Here is a 15,948-nt window from a genome sequence, read left to right as displayed (position 1 = left end):
CCTGAGCATGACCTGTGTCAACAGGTCCGGCAGGTTGCGATCTGATGACCATCGCTCATCGGAGCGCACCAGCACTCAATTCAACACTTGTCAATATCCCTTTGCCGAAAGTCTGTTGAGTAGTCACGCGGGGCCAATTCTCTACCCGCGGGTAAGGCCTAGGCTCGACGTATGCGCCGAGCAAAGATCGTCTGTACTCTGGGGCCCGCCACCGACTCGTACGACCAGATCAAGGCACTGGTCGAGGCCGGAATGGACGTCGCCCGGTTCAACCTCAGCCACGGCACCCAGGCCGAGCACGAGGAGCGTTATCAGCGGGTGCGCAAGGCGGCCGACGAGACAGGCCGCAGCGTCGGAATCCTCGCCGACCTTCAGGGCCCGAAGATCCGGCTCGGCCGCTTCGCCGAAGGACCGGTAATGCTTGAACGCGGCGACCTCTTCACCGTCACCGTGGAGGACGGCGTCGAGGGGGACCGCCACCGGTGCGGCACCACCTACGCCGGGCTCGCCGCCGACGTCACCCCCGGTGAGCGCATCCTCGTCGACGACGGCAAGGTCTGCCTGGAGGTCACCGCGGTCGACGGCCCCCGCGTGCACACGCGGGTCGTCGAGGGCGGCGTCGTCTCCGACCACAAGGGGCTGAACCTCCCCGGCGTCGCCGTCTCCGTCCCCGCCCTGTCCGGCAAGGACGAGGACGACCTGCGCTGGGCGCTGCGCACCGGCTTCGACCTGATCGCCCTCTCCTTCGTCCGCAGCGGCCGGGACGCCGAGGACGTCCACCGGATCATGGAGGAGGAGGGCCGCCGTCTGCCCCTGATCGCCAAGATCGAGAAGCCGCAGGCCGTGGAGAACCTCGACGGCATCGTCGCCGCCTTCGACGCGCTGATGGTCGCGCGCGGCGACCTGGGCGTGGAGATGCCGCTGGAGGAGGTGCCGATCGTGCAGAAGCGCGCGGTCAAGCTGGCCAGGCGCAACGCCAAGCCGGTGATCGTCGCCACCCAGATGCTCGACTCGATGATCGACAACTCGCGGCCGACCCGCGCCGAGGCGTCCGACGTGGCCAACGCGGTGCTGGACGGCACGGACGCGGTCATGCTCTCCGGCGAGACCAGCGTCGGCAAGTACCCGGTCGAGACCGTGCGCACCATGGCGAAGATCGTCGCGGCGGCCGAGGAGGACATGCTGGCCAAGGGCCTCCCGCCGCTGACCGAGCAGAACAAGCCGCGCACCCAGGGCGGCGCGGTGGCCCGGGCCGCCGCCGAGATGGGCGACTTCCTCGGCGCGAGGTTCCTGGTGGCGTTCACCCAGTCGGGAGACACCGCCCGCCGGCTCTCCCGCTACCGCTCGCCGATCCCGCTCCTCGCCTTCACCCCCGAGCCGGCCACCCGTTCCCAGCTCAGCCTCACCTGGGGCGCCGAGACCTTCCTCGGCCCGCACGTCGAGTCCACGGACGCCATGGTCGAACAGGTGGACGAGCTGCTGCTGAAGTACGGCCGCTGCCGGAAGGGCGACGTCGTGGTGATCACGGCGGGTTCCCCGCCCGGTGTCTCCGGCTCGACCAACCTGGTCCGGGTGCATCACATCGGCGAGGACGACAGCCCGAAGTAGATACGACAAAGGGCCCCTCACCCGAGGGGCCCTCTTCAACGCTGACCTTGTGAACCAAGGAAAAGTGCCCCGGGTCGGACTCGAACCGACACTGTACGGGTTTTGAATCCGTTGCCTGCTGCCAATTGGGCTACCGGGGCTCGCAGGATCGAAGGTTCCCCCTGACCCTCCGCGCGTCCACCATACCGTAGCTAGGTAGGCTCTTGTCAGCAGCGCCCCTGCCCCGAACGAGGAGCCCCCGTGACCGCCGAGTCGCCCCAGCCCGTAGACGTGCCCGACGAGGACAAGTCGCACGTGCCTCCGCTGACGACCCGCGTCGTCATCGCCGAGGACGAGGCCCTGATCCGGCTGGACCTGAAAGAGATGCTCGAGGAAGAGGGGTACACCGTCGTCGGCGAGGCCGGGGACGGTGAGCAGGCCGTCGAGCTGGCCCGCGAGCACAAGCCGGACCTGGTCATCCTGGATGTGAAGATGCCCAAGCTGGACGGCATCTCCGCGGCCGAGAAGATCGCCGAGGAGTCGATCGCGCCGGTCCTGATGCTCACCGCGTTCTCGCAGCGCGACCTCGTCGAGCGCGCCCGTGACGCGGGTGCCATGGCGTACCTGGTGAAGCCGTTCAGCAAGAGCGACGTCGTCCCGGCGATCGAGATGGCCGTCTCCCGGTTCACCGAGCTGAAGCAGCTGGAGCAGGAGGTCGCCGACCTCACCCAGCGGCTGGAGACCCGCAAACTGGTCGACCGCGCGAAGTCCGTCCTCCAGACGGAGTACGGCCTGACCGAGCCGGCCGCCTTCCGCTGGATCCAGAAGACCTCCATGGACCGGCGCATGTCGATGCAGCAGGTCGCCGAGGCGGTCATCGCGGACAGCGAGGAGAAGAAGTCCGCGAAGAACGACTGACGCCTGACGCCCGCCCCGGGACCGACGAGTGCCCCGCGCCCGGAAGGGACGCGGGGCACTCGCGCGACCGGCCTAGGGTCTTTCGTTCGGATCGGGCCGGATCAGGGAGCGGGTCCTGGTGCCGTGCATCGCAAGGCGGAGGAGGGCGCCATGGCGGAGCCATGGCAACCGACGACAACGCGGCGAGGCGCGGTGCCAGGGCCCGCGAGCCCGGCATGATCCGAACGAGAGGGCCTAGTCCTCGCCGAGATAGGCCTTCCGCACCGACTCGTCGTGCAGCAGGTCCTGCCCCGTGCCGGACAGGGCGATACTGCCGACCTCCATGACATGACCCTGGTCGGCGAGCGAGAGCGCCGCCTGGGCGTTCTGCTCGACCAGCAGGATCGTCGTGCCCTGGGCCTTCAGCTCGGCGATCGTCGCCATGATCTTCTGCATCATGATCGGCGACAGACCCATCGACGGCTCGTCCAGCATCAGCAGTTTCGGCTGGGACATCAGCGCCCTGCCCATCGCCAGCATCTGCTGCTCACCGCCCGAGAGGGTGCCCGCGGCCTGCTTGCGGCGCTCCCCGAGGATGGGGAACAGGTCGTAGGCGCGCTGGATGTCCTTCTCGATGCCCGGCTTGTCGTTGCGCAGGAACGCGCCGAGGCGCAGGTTGTCCTCGATGCTCATGCGCGGGAAGATGTGCCGCCCCTCGGGGGAGTGGGCGAGGCCCAGCGAGACCACCTGGTGGGCCGGAACCTTCTTCAGCGACCTGCCGTTGAACCTGATCTGACCGCCGACCGGCTTCAGCAGGCCGGACAGCGTGCGCAGGGTGGTGGTCTTGCCGGCGCCGTTGGTGCCGATGAGGGTGACCACCTGACCCGCCTCGACCTTGAAGGAGATGCCCTTGACGGCCTCGATCTTGCCGTAGGCGACCCTCAGGTCCTCGACTTCCAGCAGTGCGGTCATCGGTCGTCCTCCTTGCCGGGCGCGGCGTCCGTCGTGGTCCCGGCGTGCGCCTCGGCGGCCTCCACCTCGGCCGCCTCCTCGGCGCCGGGCGCGTCCTCGAAGGGCTCGCCGAGATAGGCCGCGATGACGCGCTCGTCGCCCTGGACGGTCGCGCTGTCACCCTCGATCAGTTTCTCGCCCTGCACGAGTACGGCCACGCGGTCGCACAGGTTGAAGATGAACCGCATGTCGTGCTCGATGACGAGGACGGCGATGCCCATGTCCCGGATGGCGAAGACCAGTTCCTCGGTGACCCGGGTCTCCTGCGGGTTCATGCCGGCCGTCGGCTCGTCGAGCAGCAGCAGACCGGGCTCGCTCGCCAGGGCGCGGGCGATCTCCAGCTTGCGCTGCTCGCCGTAGGGCAGGTTGCGGGCGAGATGCTCGGCCTTGTGGTCCAGGCCCACGAACCGCAGCAGTTCCAGGGCCCGTTCCCGGGAGGCCTTCTCGGCCCGGTGGAAGCCGGGGCCGCGCAGCACGGCCGACCAGAAGCCCTCCTTGGTACGGGTGTGCCGGCCGACGAGCACGTTCTCCAGGACCGTCATGTTGGCGAACAGCCGGATGTTCTGGAACGTCCGCGCGATGCCGGCCGCGGTGACCTTGAACGACTTGGGCGGCAGGACGGTGCCCTTGTAGCGGACCTCGCCCTCGGTGGGGACGTACAGGCCGGTCAGGCAGTTGAAGAAGGTCGTCTTGCCGGCGCCGTTCGGGCCGATCAGGCCGACGATCTCGCCGGCGTTGACGGTGAGGTCGACGCCGCGTACGGCGGTCAGACCGCCGAAGCGCATGGTCACGCCGCGGGCGTCGAGGACGGTCTCGCCGGGCCGGGTGGCGCCGGAGGCGGTGTCCTTCGTGGTGGTGTCGGTGGTCATGGTGGTCAGGCCCCCGCCTTCGTCAGGAGGGTGGGTGCTTCCGCCTCTTCGTGGAACTCGAGCTGGCGGCGGCGGTTGGGGATGAGGCCCTCGGGGCGGAACCGCATCAACAGGACCAGCGCGAGACCGAAGGCGAAGAGCTGGTAGTTGCCGAGGAACTGGAGCTTGTTCGGGATCAGGAAGAGCAGGGCCGCGCCGATCAGCGGACCGCTGATGGTGCCCATGCCGCCGAGGACGACCGCGGCGAGCAGGAACGCGGAGTTGGGCGGGATGGGACCGGCGAACAGGTACTGCTCGGGCGTCACCGTGTAGGTGACGTGGGCCTGGACGGTGCCCGCGAGACCGGCGAGCGAGGCGCCGACGGCGAAGGCGATCAGCTTGACCCGGAAGCCGTTGATGCCCATGGCGAGCGCGGCGGTCTCGTCCTCCCGGATGGCCACCCAGGCGCGTCCGATGCGGGAGTTGCCGCTGCGCCGGAAGACCAGCACCACGATCGCGGTGATGACCAGCATCAGGAAGAAGTAGTTGGCGAACCGGCCGATGGTGAAGCCGCCCATGTCGTGCTGGGTACCGAAGTCGAAGCCGAGGACGTCGAGGTTCGGGATCGACGAAATACCGTTCGAGCCGTTGGTGAGGTCGGGCCCGGAGGTGCCGTCGAGGTTGTTCGCCGTGATGCGGAAGATCTCACCGAAGCCGAGGGTGACGATGGCGAGGTAGTCGCCGCGCAGCCGCAGCGTCGGGGCGCCGATCAGCACGCCGAAGACGAGCGAGGCGGCGGCACCGACCAGGACGGCCGCCCAGAACGGGAAGTGCACGTGGAACGGCGAGCTGGGCGAGCCGGAGACCAGGGCCGCCGCGTAGGCGCCGACGCCGAGGAAGGCGACGTAACCGAGGTCGAGGAGGCCGGCGAGGCCGACGACGATGTTCAGGCCGAGGGCGACGGTGGCGAAGATCAGGATGTAGACGCCGAGGGTCGCGTACTGGTCGTTCGTCTGGGTGAAGGGGAACAGCGCCGCCGCGACGAACGCGCCGCAGGTGGTGATGTTCTGGTGCCGGGAGGTGATCTGCGAGGCCTGCGAGATCAGCCCCGCCTTGTTGAGGGCGGCGAAGCCGAGGCCCGCGGTGATCAGGAAGCCGACGAACAGTTCGTCGTACTCGGTGCCGATGCCGTAGGTGAAGACGGTCAGACCGAGTCCGAGGACCGCGACGATGATCAGGATCTCGGCGTACGACGGCAGGGGGCCCACGGGCCGCGCGGGACCGGCGGCGAAGACCGCCTTGACCGTCTCCCACTGGTACGCGAGGCGGTGCTTGAACTTCTCCAGGCCGCTGTCGTCGGGGTCGGCCGGTTCCGGCTCGGGCCGCTGGAACGGCAGGGCCAGGGCGCCGGCGAGGGCGGCGAGGCTGGCGACGGCGACGAGGAAGCCGCCGGGCTCGAGGTTGACGAGGCCGCCGAGTTCGGTACTGATCGCGAGGACCGTGTACCAGCTGGTGGCGAAGGTGCCCAGGGTGGCGAACCGCAGGGCCGCGCCGGGCCCTGCGGGCACCAGCCGGTCCAGGCCCCGGACGCCGTAGGCCGCCAGGGCGAACAGGGTGGCGAGGAGCGCGCCGATGAGGACGAGGACCTGGAGGCCGCCCGGGTAGCCGTAGACGGTGAGGTCGCCGGGGAAGTCCTGGGTCCACGTCCAGGCGAGGAAGGTGGACACGACCGTCAGCACGCTGCCGCCGAGGGCGAGGGCACGGCCGGCCTTCTCCGGCAGGGGCAGCAGACCGGACGGGGCGGGGGCCGCGGCGGCGCCGGGGGTGTCGGGGGTGTCGGGTGCGGTGGTCTGTGTGGTCATCGGTCTCACGCCCTGTCCGCGACGCGCTCGCCGAGCAGGCCCTGTGGCCTGAACAGCAGTACGAGGATGAGGAGTACGAAGGCCCAGACGTCGGCCCAGGACTGGCTGCCGAACTTGTCCATGCCCGGGATGTCGGCGATGTAGGCGGTGGCCAGGGTCTCGGCCACGCCGAGGACCACACCGCCGATCATGGCGCCGTAGATGTTGCCGATGCCGCCGAGGACGGCCGCGGTGAACGCCTTGAGACCGAGGATGAAGCCCATACGGAAGTTGATCTCGCCGTACTTCAGGCCGTAGGCGACGGCTCCGACCGCGGCGAACGCGGCGCCCAGGGCGAACGCGATCACGATGATGCGGTCGGTGTTGACGCCCATCAGCTTGGCGGTGTCCGGGTCCTGCGCGGTGGCCTGCATACCGCGGCCGGTGCGGGTCTTCATCACGAAGTAGGCGAGGACGGCCATGCTGAGGGGTGCCGCGACGACCAGGAAGATGTCACCGGTCTGGATGGTGACGCTGCCGATCTCGAAGGGGCCGCCCTCGATCTGCGGGAAGGTGCGCGCGGACTTGGCCTCCGGGTACCAGGCCCACACCGCCTGCTGGAGCGCGAGGGAGAGACCGATGGCGGTGATGAGCGGGGCGAGCCGTGGGGCGTTGCGGAGAGGACGGTAGGCGAACCGTTCCGCCCCGACCGCGATGGCGACGGCGACGACGACGGCACCGACGATCATGAGTGGCAGCGCGATCCACATGGTGGTGCCGCCGGGAAGCCAGAGCCATACGGTGAGAGCGCCGAACGCTCCCGTCATGAATATCTCGCCGTGGGCGAAGTTGATGAGCTGGACAATGCCATAGACCATTGTGTAGCCGATGGCGACCAGCCCGTACATGGATCCTAGTAGCAGGCCGTTGACCAGCTGCTGCGGCAGTTCGTGCACCGCATGTCCTCCGAGCGTTCGGAAAGTTCGACGGATGTGGCCGGATGCGAGTCCGCGCGGGGCGCCAGTGGAACAGCGCCCCGCGCGGCTCTTCGGGTCGTGCGGGCGGGGGTCAGCCCGTGTAGGTACCGGACTTGACCGGCGTCCAGGCACCGTTCTTCACGGCGTAGACGGTCAGCTGCTTGTTGGTGGCGTCTCCGAACTCGTCGAAGGAGACCTTGCCGGTCACACCGTCGAAGGACACGCCCTGCATGGCCGCGGTGACCTTCGCACGGGCGTCGGAGGGAAGCTTGCCGCCGCCTGCGTCGACGACCTTCTTCACGGCCTCGATGACCGCCCAGGCGGAGTCGTAGGCGTAACCGCCGTACGCCGAGTACTCCTCCTTGTAGCCGGCGGACTTGTAGTCGTTGACGAACTGCTTGGCCGAGGGCAGGTCCTCGACCGGGGCGCCGACGGAGGTGGCGAGGTCGCCGGTGCTCTCGGCGCCCGCCAGCTTCATGAAGGTGTCGTCCTTGATGCCGTCGCCGCCGACGAGCGGGACCTTGGCGCCGGCGGCCTTGATCTGCTTGCTCAGCGGGCCGGCCTGCGGGTACTCGCCGCCGTAGTAGACGACCTGGGCGCCGGAGTTCTTGACCTTGGTGGCGACCGCGGAGAAGTCCTTGGCGTCGGGGTTGATGTGCTCGGTGCCGACCACCTTGCCGCCGAGCTTCTTGAACTCGTCGGTGAAGGTGGCGGCCAGGCCCGCGCCGTAGGTCTTCTTGTCGTCGATGACGAAGACCTTCTTCTTCTTGGCGGTGTTGTAGACGTACTGGGCGGCGAACGGGCCCTGGATGGCGTCCGTGGTCGCGGTGCGGAAGTACGCCTTGTACGGGCGGACCTTCTTGGTCTGCCAGTCCGTGCCCTGGCTCAGGGCGGGGCCGGTGTTGGCCGGGGAGACCTGGACCAGTTTGGCGTCGTCGAAGACCTTCTGCATCGACTCGGCGACCGAGGAGTTCAGCGGGCCGACGACACCGAGGACGTTCTGCTCCGACACGAACTTGGAGGCGTTCTGCTGGCCGGCCGAGGGCTGGGCCTGGTCGTCGAGGGCCTCGACCTTGAAGGTGACGCCCTTGACGAGGTTCTGCTTGTTGGCGTTCTTGGCGGCGAGGTCCGCCGAGTTCTTGATGCCGAGGCCCATGGCGGACAGGTCGCCGGTCAGCGGAGCGTCGACGCCGATGACGACGGTGGTGCCGCCGTCACCCTTGCCGGAGTCCGAGCCCTTGTCGCCGCTGTCGCGCGAGCCGCAGGCGGTGAGGGTGAGCGCTCCCGCCGCCAGCGCGGCGGTGATGGCGATAAGCGAACCTTGACGCACGATCAGTCCTTTCCCCAGGCACAACCGCCTCCCCATGGAAGCGGCCGAGTCGCGCGCCGCGCTGAAGTGAGATTCCGATGGCGCGGTGACTGGCCGTGACTCTAGGCGTGTGTGGGGAACGTGGAGGAGGGTCTGGCCAAGGCTGTGACGCTCTTGTTATGACACGGCGTAATGCAGAGCGGTACGACGTGGGGGGAACGGACGAATTAAGACGGATTCGCGCTGTCCGCATTCTGAGAACCCGCAGGACCTGCCATGATCCATCCAGGCGTCTCGGTCGTTTTGCTGATTACCGAATCCTGTTGCCGCAGGCTACTTCCACGGCGTGGGAGAGATGCTGTGCGTAACGGCCGCCGAGGATGAAGCTCTGTATCTGTATTGCGCGCGCATTACGCAGGGTTACGTCCAGGAAAGGAAGCCCCGCATGCCAGGGGACTTCTCCGCATTTCGTCACGTGCATGGTCACCGTGATCTCGCGCGCCGAACCCGCGCCGGTCCGCCACGGAGCCGGTGGACGCGTCGTCAGGGACAGCCCCGCGTACGGCTGGGTCACGCGCGTCACGGTGACCGGCGGTCCCGCGGTCACGCCGAACAGGACCGCGAAGCTGAAACTGCGCGGCGGGGCGTCGGCCGGAGGGACCCGGTCCCCCAGGTAGGCCACGTCCACCACCTGGGCGGGATACGGCACCTCGGGGCGCGGCCGAGCGGGGCGCGGGGGCGGCTGCTGCGGCCGGGTGGCGTAGAGCGCGCCGCCGGCCCCGAGGAGGGCGGTCGCGGTGGCCAGCGCCACGGTGGCCCGCCGGTGGCGGGCGTACCGGGCGGCAACGGCCGCGCGCGTCCGGCCGGCCGGACGCGCGCCCCGGGGGCGCCGCGTGTCCCGCGCGCACGTGCCCTCACCGGGCTCCGGCGGGCCGACGCCGCTCATGTCCAGGGGCCTTCGCTCGGGGGGCCGTGGCGGTACCGCTCGGCGCACGCCCGGCTCGCCCGACGGTCGATCACCATGTCGGCCGCCGCGGCTCCTTCGCGCCGCAGGGTGACGCGCGCGGCGTCCACGACGTCCCTCAGGATCTGGTACTGCCCATGGGACAGGCCCATCGACTGGTAGTCGCCGTAGGTGTCACCGTCGAGCGCCCTGCGTGACCAGTACGCGATGATCCTGGTGCACAGGCCGGTGCCGGAGGCCGCGGAGGGCGACGCCGGTGCCGGGGCGGACGCGGATGTGGGCGGGGTGCCCGAGGGCGGGTGCGCGGAGCGGTCCGTGGTGCCCGGGGGCGGGTGCGCGGAGCCGTCGGGTCCGCCACAGCCCGTCGCGCACAGCCACACCGGCACCGCCAGCAGCCCGCACACCAGGAACCTCACCCCCGGCCGGGGGCCTCCTCGCCGTCCCATGTGCCGAAGCTAAGGGGAGGGACGGCGGGGTGCAACGCTCGGGCGGGGACGGGCTCAGCTTCCGGCGGACGGCGCGGGCGTCCCCTCGTCCTGCCGCGTGTCCCGCAGCAGACAGGTCAGCCGGGCGGTGCAGACCCGCCGGTCCTCCTCGTCGCTGATCACGATCTCGTACGTCGCCGTCGACCGGCCCCGGTGCACCGGCGTGGCCACGCCCGTCACCAGGCCCGAGCGGACCCCCCGGTGGTGCGTGCAGTTCAGGTCCACACCGACCGCGATCTTCGAGCTGCCGCCGTGCAGCATCGAGCCGACCGAGCCGAGGGTCTCCGCCAGCACCGCTGACGCGCCGCCGTGCAGCAGGCCGTACGGCTGGGTGTTGCCCTCCACCGGCATGGTCCCGACGACCCGGTCCGCCGAGGCCTCCAGGATCTGTACGCCCATGCGCGTGCCGAGATGACCGGCCGAGAACAGGGCCGGCAGGTCGACACCGAGCGCCGCGTACTCGTCGAGGATCTCCTGCGGGAACTTCACTCGCTGCTGCTCACCCATCGGCCGCTCCGTTCGTCCACCTGTCTGCTGCTGAGCAAACGCTCAGTCGGTCGCCGATTGTTCCAGACGGCTCCCGGCGTCCCCGGTGCGGCCTTCGAGGCGGACGACGACGGACTTGCTGGCCGGGGTGTTGCTGGTGTCGGCGGTGGCGTCCAGCGGCACCAGCACGTTCGTCTCGGGGTAGTACGCCGCCGCGCACCCGCGCGCCGTCGGATAGAGCACCACCCGGAAACCGGGCGCCCGCCGCTCCACCCCGTCCCGCCACTCGCTCACCAGGTCGACGTACGCCCCCTCGGCGACCCCCAGCGCCCGCGCGTCCTCGGGATGCACCAGCACCACCCGGCGCCCGCCCGTGATGCCGCGGTACCGGTCGTCCAGCCCGTAGATCGTGGTGTTGTACTGGTCGTGCGAGCGCAGCGTCTGCAGCAGCAGCCGGCCCTCGGGCAGCGCGGGGTACTCCACCGGCGCCGCCGTGAAGTTCGCCCTGCCCGTGGCGGTCGGGAAGCGGCGCTCGTCGCGCGGGGCGTGCGGCAGCGCGAAACCGCCGGGCCGGGCCACGCGCGCGTTGAAGTCCTCGAAACCGGGGATCACCCGCGCGATGCGGTCCCGGATCGCCGCGTAGTCCCTCTCGAACTCCTCCCACGGCACGACGCTGCGGCCGCCGAGCACCCGGCGCGCCAGGCCGCAGACGATGGCCGGCTCGGACCGCAGATGCGGGCTCGCGGGCTTCAGCCGCCCGCGCGAGGCGTGCACCATGCCCATCGAGTCCTCGACCGTCACGAACTGCTCACCGCTCTCACGCACATCACGCTCGGTGCGGCCCAGGGTCGGCAGGATCAGCGCCCGCGCGCCGGTGACCACGTGCGAGCGGTTCAGCTTGGTGGACACGTGCACGGTCAGCCGCGCGCGCCGCATCGCGGCCTCGGTGACCTCGGTGTCGGGGGAGGCGGAGACGAAGTTGCCGCCCATGGCGAAGAAGACCTTCGCCTCACCGTCGCGCAGCGCGCGGATGGCCCGTACGACGTCGAGGCCGTGCTCGCGCGGCGGCGCGAACCCGAACTCCTTCTCCAGGGCGTCCAGGAAGGCCGGGGCGGGCCGCTCGAAGATGCCCATGGTGCGGTCACCCTGGACGTTGCTGTGCCCACGCACCGGGCACACGCCCGCGCCCGGACGGCCGATGTTTCCGCGCAGCAGCAGGAAGTTGACCACCTCTCGGATGGTCGGGACGGCGTGCTTGTGCTGGGTGAGGCCCATGGCCCAGCACACGATGGTCCGCCGCGAGGCGAGGACCATGCGCAGCGCCTGCTCGATCTCCGCGCGCGTGAGACCGGTCGCCGCGAGGGTCTCCTCCCAGTCGGCGGCACGCGCGGCCTCGGCGAACTCCTCGAACCCGTGCGTGTGTTCGCGCACGAACTCCTCGTCGACCGCGCCGTCCGTCTCCAGGACCAGCTTGTTGAGGAGCCGGAAGAGCGCCTGGTCGCCGCCGATGCGGATCTGGAGGAACAGGTCGGTGAGCGAGGCGCCCTTGAGGAGGCCCTGCGGGGTCTGCGGGTTCCTGAAGCGCTCCAGGCCCGCCTCGGGCAGCGGGTTGACGCTGATGACGCGCGCGCCGTTGGCCTTGGCCTTCTCCAGCGCGGACAGCATGCGCGGATGGTTCGTGCCCGGGTTCTGGCCCGCGACGATGATCAGATCGGCCTGGTACAGGTCCTCCAGCAGGACGCTGCCCTTGCCGATGCCGATGGTCTCGTTCAGCGCGGACCCCGACGACTCGTGGCACATGTTGGAGCAGTCCGGCAGGTTGTTCGTACCCAGCTCACGCGCGAAGAGCTGGTACAGGAACGCTGCCTCGTTGCTGGTACGGCCCGACGTGTAGAAGACGGCCTCGTCCGGGGAGCCGAGGGCGGCGATCTCCTCGGCGATGATGTCGAAGGCCCGGTCCCAGCCGACCGGCTCGTAGTGCGTGCCCCCTTCGGGGAGGTACACGGGGTGCGTGAGCCGGCCCTGCTGGCCCAGCCAGTAGCCGCTGCGGCCGGCGAGGTCCGCGACCGGGTGCGCGGCGAAGAACTCGGGCGTGACCCGCCGCAGGGTGGCCTCCTCGGCCACCGCCTTCGCGCCGTTCTCGCAGAACTCCGCCGCGTGCCGGTGCTCCGGCTCCGGCCAGGCACAGCCCGGGCAGTCGAAGCCGTCCTTCTGGTTCACCCGCAGCAGCGTCAGCGCGGTGCGCCGCACCCCCATCTGCTGCTGAGCGACACGCAGCGTGTGCCCGATGGCCGGCAGCCCCGCCGCAGCGTGCTTCGGCTCCCCGACCTGCGGAGCGTCCTGGACCGGATCACCCTTGGGCGGCTTCGTCGCCATCGCACGCTCCCCTTCGACTGCGTGTGACAAGTACGCCGACGATCCTCCCACGGCCCACTGACAACGCCGCCGGGCGGGCCGGGGGGAGGCGGGGCCGAGACGCCCGGTCCGGACTGTCGGTGCGGCGTGGCAGGATCGGGGACGTGGCAGAAACAGCATCGAAGCAGACCGACAAGACCTCCGGCGGCACGCGTCCCCGGCTGATGCTCATGGACGGGCACTCGCTGGCCTACCGCGCGTTCTTCGCGCTGCCCGCGGAGAACTTCACCACCGCGACCGGCCAGCCGACGAACGCGATCTACGGCTTCGCGTCGATGCTGGCGAACACCCTGCGTGACGAGGCGCCCACGCACTTCGCGGTCGCCTTCGACGTCTCGCGCAAGACCTGGCGCTCCGAGCGGTTCACCGAGTACAAGGCGAACCGCTCCAAGACCCCGGACGAGTTCAAGGGGCAGGTGGAGCTGATCGGCGAGCTGCTCGACGCGATGCACGCGCAGCGCTTCGCCGTCGAGGGTTTCGAGGCCGACGACATCATCGCCACCCTCGCCACCCAGGCCGAGGCCGAGGGCTTCGAGGTGCTGATCGTCACCGGCGACCGCGACTCCTTCCAGCTGGTCACCGAGCACACGACGGTGCTCTACCCCACGAAGGGCGTCTCGGAGCTGACCCGGTTCACCCCGGAGAAGGTGCTCGAGAAGTACGGCTTGACACCCGCCCAGTACCCGGACTTCGCAGCCCTGCGCGGCGACCCCTCCGACAACCTCCCCGGCATCCCCGGCGTCGGCGAGAAGACGGCCGCCAAGTGGATCAACCAGTTCGGCTCGTTCGCGGAGCTGGTGGAGCGGGCCGACGAGGTCAAGGGCAAGGCCGGGCAGAACCTCCGCGACCACCTGGAGTCGGTCAAGCTCAACCGCGTCCTCACCGAGCTGGAGCGCCAGGTCGAGCTGCCCAGGGCGGTCACCGAGCTGGAGCGGGCCCCGTACGACCGCAAGGCCGTCGCGATGGTCCTGGACACCCTGGAGATCCGCAACCCGTCCCTGCGTGAACGCCTCTTCGCCGTCGACCCCGGCACGGAGGAGGCCGAGGCCACCCCGGTCGCCACCGACGGCGTCGAGATCGACGGCAGCATCCTGCACACCGGCGAGCTGGCCCCCTGGCTCGCCGAGCACGGCGCCGGCACCCTGGGCGTCGCCACCGTCGGCACCTGGGCGCTGGGCGCCGGCTCGGTCGCCGAGGTGGCCCTCGCCGCGGCCGGGGGAGCGGCGGTCTGGTTCGACCCGTCCGAGCTGGACGAGGCCGACGAGAACGCCTTCGCGGCCTGGCTGGCCGACGCCGGCCGCCCCAAGGTGTTCCACGACGTCAAGAGCGCCATGCGCGTCCTCGCCGAGCACGGCTGGAGCGTCGAGGGTGTGCGCATGGACACCGCGCTCGCCGCGTACCTGGTCAAGCCGGGCCGCCGCTCCTTCGACCTGGACGCGCTGTCCATGGAGTACCTGCACCGCGAGCTGGCCCCCGCCGCCGCGGCCGACGGCCAGCTGGCCTTCGGCGCGGACGACGGCGCCGAGGCCGAGGCCCTGATGATCCAGGCCCGCGCGGTCCTCGACCTGGGCGAGGCCTTCGAGGTCCGGCTGGCGGAGGTGGGCGCCGCCGACCTGCTCCGCGACATGGAGCTGCCCACGTCCGCGCTGCTCGCCCGCATGGAGCGGCACGGTATCGCGGCGGACCGCGCGCACCTCGACGCGATGGAGCAGATGTTCGCCGGCGCAGTGCAGCAGGCCGTGAAGGAGGCGCACGCGGCGGCCGGTCACGAGTTCAACCTGGGCTCGCCCAAGCAGCTCCAGGAGGTCCTCTTCGGCGAGCTGGCCCTGCCGAAGACGAAGAAGACCAAGACCGGCTACACCACCGACGCCGACGCCCTGGCCTGGCTCGCCGCCCAGACCGACAACGAACTGCCGGTGATCATGCTCCGGCACCGGGAGCAGGCCAAGCTCCGCGTCACCGTCGAGGGCCTGATCAGGACCATCGCGGGCGACGGCCGCATCCACACCACCTTCAACCAGACGGTGGCCGCGACCGGCCGGCTCTCCTCCACGGACCCGAACCTCCAGAACATCCCGGTCCGCACCGACGAGGGCCGGGCGATCCGCCGGGGCTTCGTGGTCGGCGCGGGCTTCGAGTCCCTCATGACCGCCGACTACAGCCAGATCGAGCTCCGGGTGATGGCCCACCTCTCCGAGGACGCGGGCCTCATCGAGGCGTTCACCTCCGGGGAGGACCTGCACACCACGGCCGCCTCCCAGGTGTTCGGCGTCGAGCGGGACGCCGTCGACGCGGAGATGCGGCGCAAGATCAAGGCCATGTCGTACGGCCTCGCCTACGGCCTGTCGGCGTTCGGCCTGTCCCAGCAGCTGAACATCGAGGCGGCCGAGGCGCGGGCCCTGATGGACGCGTACTTCGAGCGCTTCGGCGGGGTCCGGGACTATCTGCGCCGGGCGGTCGACGAGGCCCGGGCGACGGGTTACACGGCGACCCTCTTCGGGCGTCGCCGCTACCTCCCCGACCTCAACAGCGACAACCGCCAGCGCCGCGAGGCGGCCGAACGCATGGCCCTCAACGCGCCCATCCAGGGCACCGCGGCGGACATCGTCAAGTTCGCCATGCTCAAGGTGGACAGCGCCCTGCGGGAAGCCGGCCTCACGTCCCGCATGCTCCTCCAGGTCCACGACGAGATCGTCCTGGAGATCGCCCCCGGCGAACGGGCGGCCGCGGAGGAGATCGTCCGCCGCGAGATGGCGAACGCCGTCCACCTGAGGGCACCGCTGGACGTCTCGGTGGGCGTGGGCCCGGACTGGGAATCGGCGGCCCACTAGCCCACGACCCCCGAGCCCGGGCCAGGGGGGGCGACACAGCCGGACGGCTGGGACGCCCCTCCAGGGGCCCGGGCCCGGGGGCATCCACAAGCCCTTTCTGGCAGGCGGGTTCGCGGCGAGCCGGGACCGGACGGGCCCCGACGGCACCGGACCACCGCAAGCGCCGCCGGTCCCACCGCAGGCGACACCGCGCCGCCCCACCCACGCACCTCACCGGGTTCTCCCCGCTGCGACGGCGAGCCACCACCCCCGGCCGGTCCCGGCGGTGCCGAATCCACCGCACACCACCCGAGCCCC

Annotated in this window: 12 protein-coding genes and 1 tRNA gene; 3 read left to right on the top strand and 10 right to left on the bottom strand. The window is 70.4% G+C overall.

The window, feature by feature from the left end; genetic code table 11:
• The first annotated feature begins 171 nt into the window (after positions 1 to 171).
• Positions 172 to 1,608, top strand: coding sequence for a pyruvate kinase (pyk, locus tag ACF1BE_RS00360; protein ID WP_392196734.1), 1,437 nt, complete (start codon positions 172 to 174; stop codon positions 1,606 to 1,608).
• A gap of 65 nt (positions 1,609 to 1,673) precedes the next feature.
• Here the strand turns inward: pyk and ACF1BE_RS00355 are convergent.
• A tRNA-Leu gene (locus ACF1BE_RS00355) sits at positions 1,674 to 1,748 on the bottom strand.
• Between the two features lie 100 nt (positions 1,749 to 1,848).
• Between ACF1BE_RS00355 and ACF1BE_RS00350 the strand changes: the two genes are divergently transcribed.
• Positions 1,849 to 2,505: an ANTAR domain-containing response regulator gene (locus ACF1BE_RS00350; RefSeq protein ID WP_392196733.1), complete on the top strand. Its 657-nt coding sequence runs from the start codon at positions 1,849 to 1,851 to the stop codon at positions 2,503 to 2,505.
• Between the two features lie 234 nt (positions 2,506 to 2,739).
• On the opposite strand, the gene ACF1BE_RS00345 is transcribed toward ACF1BE_RS00350, so the two are convergent.
• The 9 genes from ACF1BE_RS00345 to ACF1BE_RS00305 form a co-directional block, all read right to left on the bottom strand.
• On the bottom strand, positions 2,740 to 3,456 hold the full coding sequence (locus ACF1BE_RS00345; protein WP_392196732.1) for an ABC transporter ATP-binding protein: 717 nt from the start codon (positions 3,454 to 3,456) through the stop codon (positions 2,740 to 2,742).
• On the bottom strand, positions 3,453 to 4,364 hold the full coding sequence (locus ACF1BE_RS00340) for an ABC transporter ATP-binding protein (RefSeq protein WP_392196731.1): 912 nt from the start codon (positions 4,362 to 4,364) through the stop codon (positions 3,453 to 3,455). The genes ACF1BE_RS00345 and ACF1BE_RS00340 overlap by 4 nt, the downstream gene beginning before the upstream one ends.
• A 5-nt stretch (positions 4,365 to 4,369) precedes the next feature.
• Positions 4,370 to 6,205 (bottom strand): branched-chain amino acid ABC transporter permease, encoded by a 1,836-nt coding sequence (locus tag ACF1BE_RS00335; RefSeq protein WP_392196730.1) that lies wholly within the window; start codon positions 6,203 to 6,205, stop codon positions 4,370 to 4,372.
• Between the two features lie 5 nt (positions 6,206 to 6,210).
• Complete coding sequence (locus tag ACF1BE_RS00330) at positions 6,211 to 7,140, bottom strand: branched-chain amino acid ABC transporter permease (protein ID WP_392196729.1); 930 nt, start codon at positions 7,138 to 7,140, stop codon at positions 6,211 to 6,213.
• Between the two features lie 112 nt (positions 7,141 to 7,252).
• A complete protein-coding gene (locus ACF1BE_RS00325; RefSeq protein ID WP_392196728.1) occupies positions 7,253 to 8,491 on the bottom strand; it encodes a branched-chain amino acid ABC transporter substrate-binding protein in 1,239 nt (412 codons plus the stop codon).
• A gap of 289 nt (positions 8,492 to 8,780) precedes the next feature.
• A complete protein-coding gene (locus ACF1BE_RS00320) occupies positions 8,781 to 9,281 on the bottom strand; it encodes a Tat pathway signal sequence domain protein (protein WP_392196727.1) in 501 nt (166 codons plus the stop codon).
• A gap of 131 nt (positions 9,282 to 9,412) precedes the next feature.
• Positions 9,413 to 9,880 (bottom strand): hypothetical protein, encoded by a 468-nt coding sequence (locus ACF1BE_RS00315; RefSeq protein ID WP_392196726.1) that lies wholly within the window; start codon positions 9,878 to 9,880, stop codon positions 9,413 to 9,415.
• Positions 9,881 to 9,934: 54 nt separating this feature from the next.
• Complete coding sequence (locus tag ACF1BE_RS00310; protein WP_392196725.1) at positions 9,935 to 10,426, bottom strand: PaaI family thioesterase; 492 nt, start codon at positions 10,424 to 10,426, stop codon at positions 9,935 to 9,937.
• Positions 10,427 to 10,468: 42 nt separating this feature from the next.
• A complete protein-coding gene (locus tag ACF1BE_RS00305) occupies positions 10,469 to 12,781 on the bottom strand; it encodes an FdhF/YdeP family oxidoreductase (RefSeq protein WP_392196724.1) in 2,313 nt (770 codons plus the stop codon).
• A 143-nt stretch (positions 12,782 to 12,924) separates the two neighbouring features.
• Here ACF1BE_RS00305 and polA point away from each other — a divergent pair, with 143 nt between their 5' ends.
• Positions 12,925 to 15,651, top strand: a complete 2,727-nt coding sequence (polA, locus tag ACF1BE_RS00300; protein WP_392196723.1) for a DNA polymerase I — start codon at positions 12,925 to 12,927, stop codon at positions 15,649 to 15,651.
• The last annotated feature ends 297 nt before the right edge of the window (positions 15,652 to 15,948 follow it).

It is taken from the genome of Streptomyces sp. NPDC014991, assembly GCF_043080665.1.
Lineage (GTDB): Bacteria > Actinomycetota > Actinomycetes > Streptomycetales > Streptomycetaceae > Streptomyces.
Note: the sequence above shows the minus strand (reverse complement) of the source record. Positions and strands in the feature narration are given on the sequence as shown.

Bases quoted from the DNA above. Each gene is read 5' to 3' on its own strand.
- pyk (WP_392196734.1), top strand. From the start codon at position 172: ATGCGCCGAGCAAAGATCGTCTGTACTCTGGGGCCCGCCACCGACTCG.
- ACF1BE_RS00305 (WP_392196724.1), bottom strand. From the start codon at position 12,781: ATGGCGACGAAGCCGCCCAAGGGTGATCCGGTCCAGGACGCTCCGCAG.
- ACF1BE_RS00335 (WP_392196730.1), bottom strand. From the start codon at position 6,205: ATGACCACACAGACCACCGCACCCGACACCCCCGACACCCCCGGCGCC.
- ACF1BE_RS00310 (WP_392196725.1), bottom strand. From the start codon at position 10,426: ATGGGTGAGCAGCAGCGAGTGAAGTTCCCGCAGGAGATCCTCGACGAG.
- ACF1BE_RS00345 (WP_392196732.1), bottom strand. From the start codon at position 3,456: ATGACCGCACTGCTGGAAGTCGAGGACCTGAGGGTCGCCTACGGCAAG.
- ACF1BE_RS00315 (WP_392196726.1), bottom strand. From the start codon at position 9,880: ATGGGACGGCGAGGAGGCCCCCGGCCGGGGGTGAGGTTCCTGGTGTGC.
- ACF1BE_RS00340 (WP_392196731.1), bottom strand. From the start codon at position 4,364: ATGACCACCGACACCACCACGAAGGACACCGCCTCCGGCGCCACCCGG.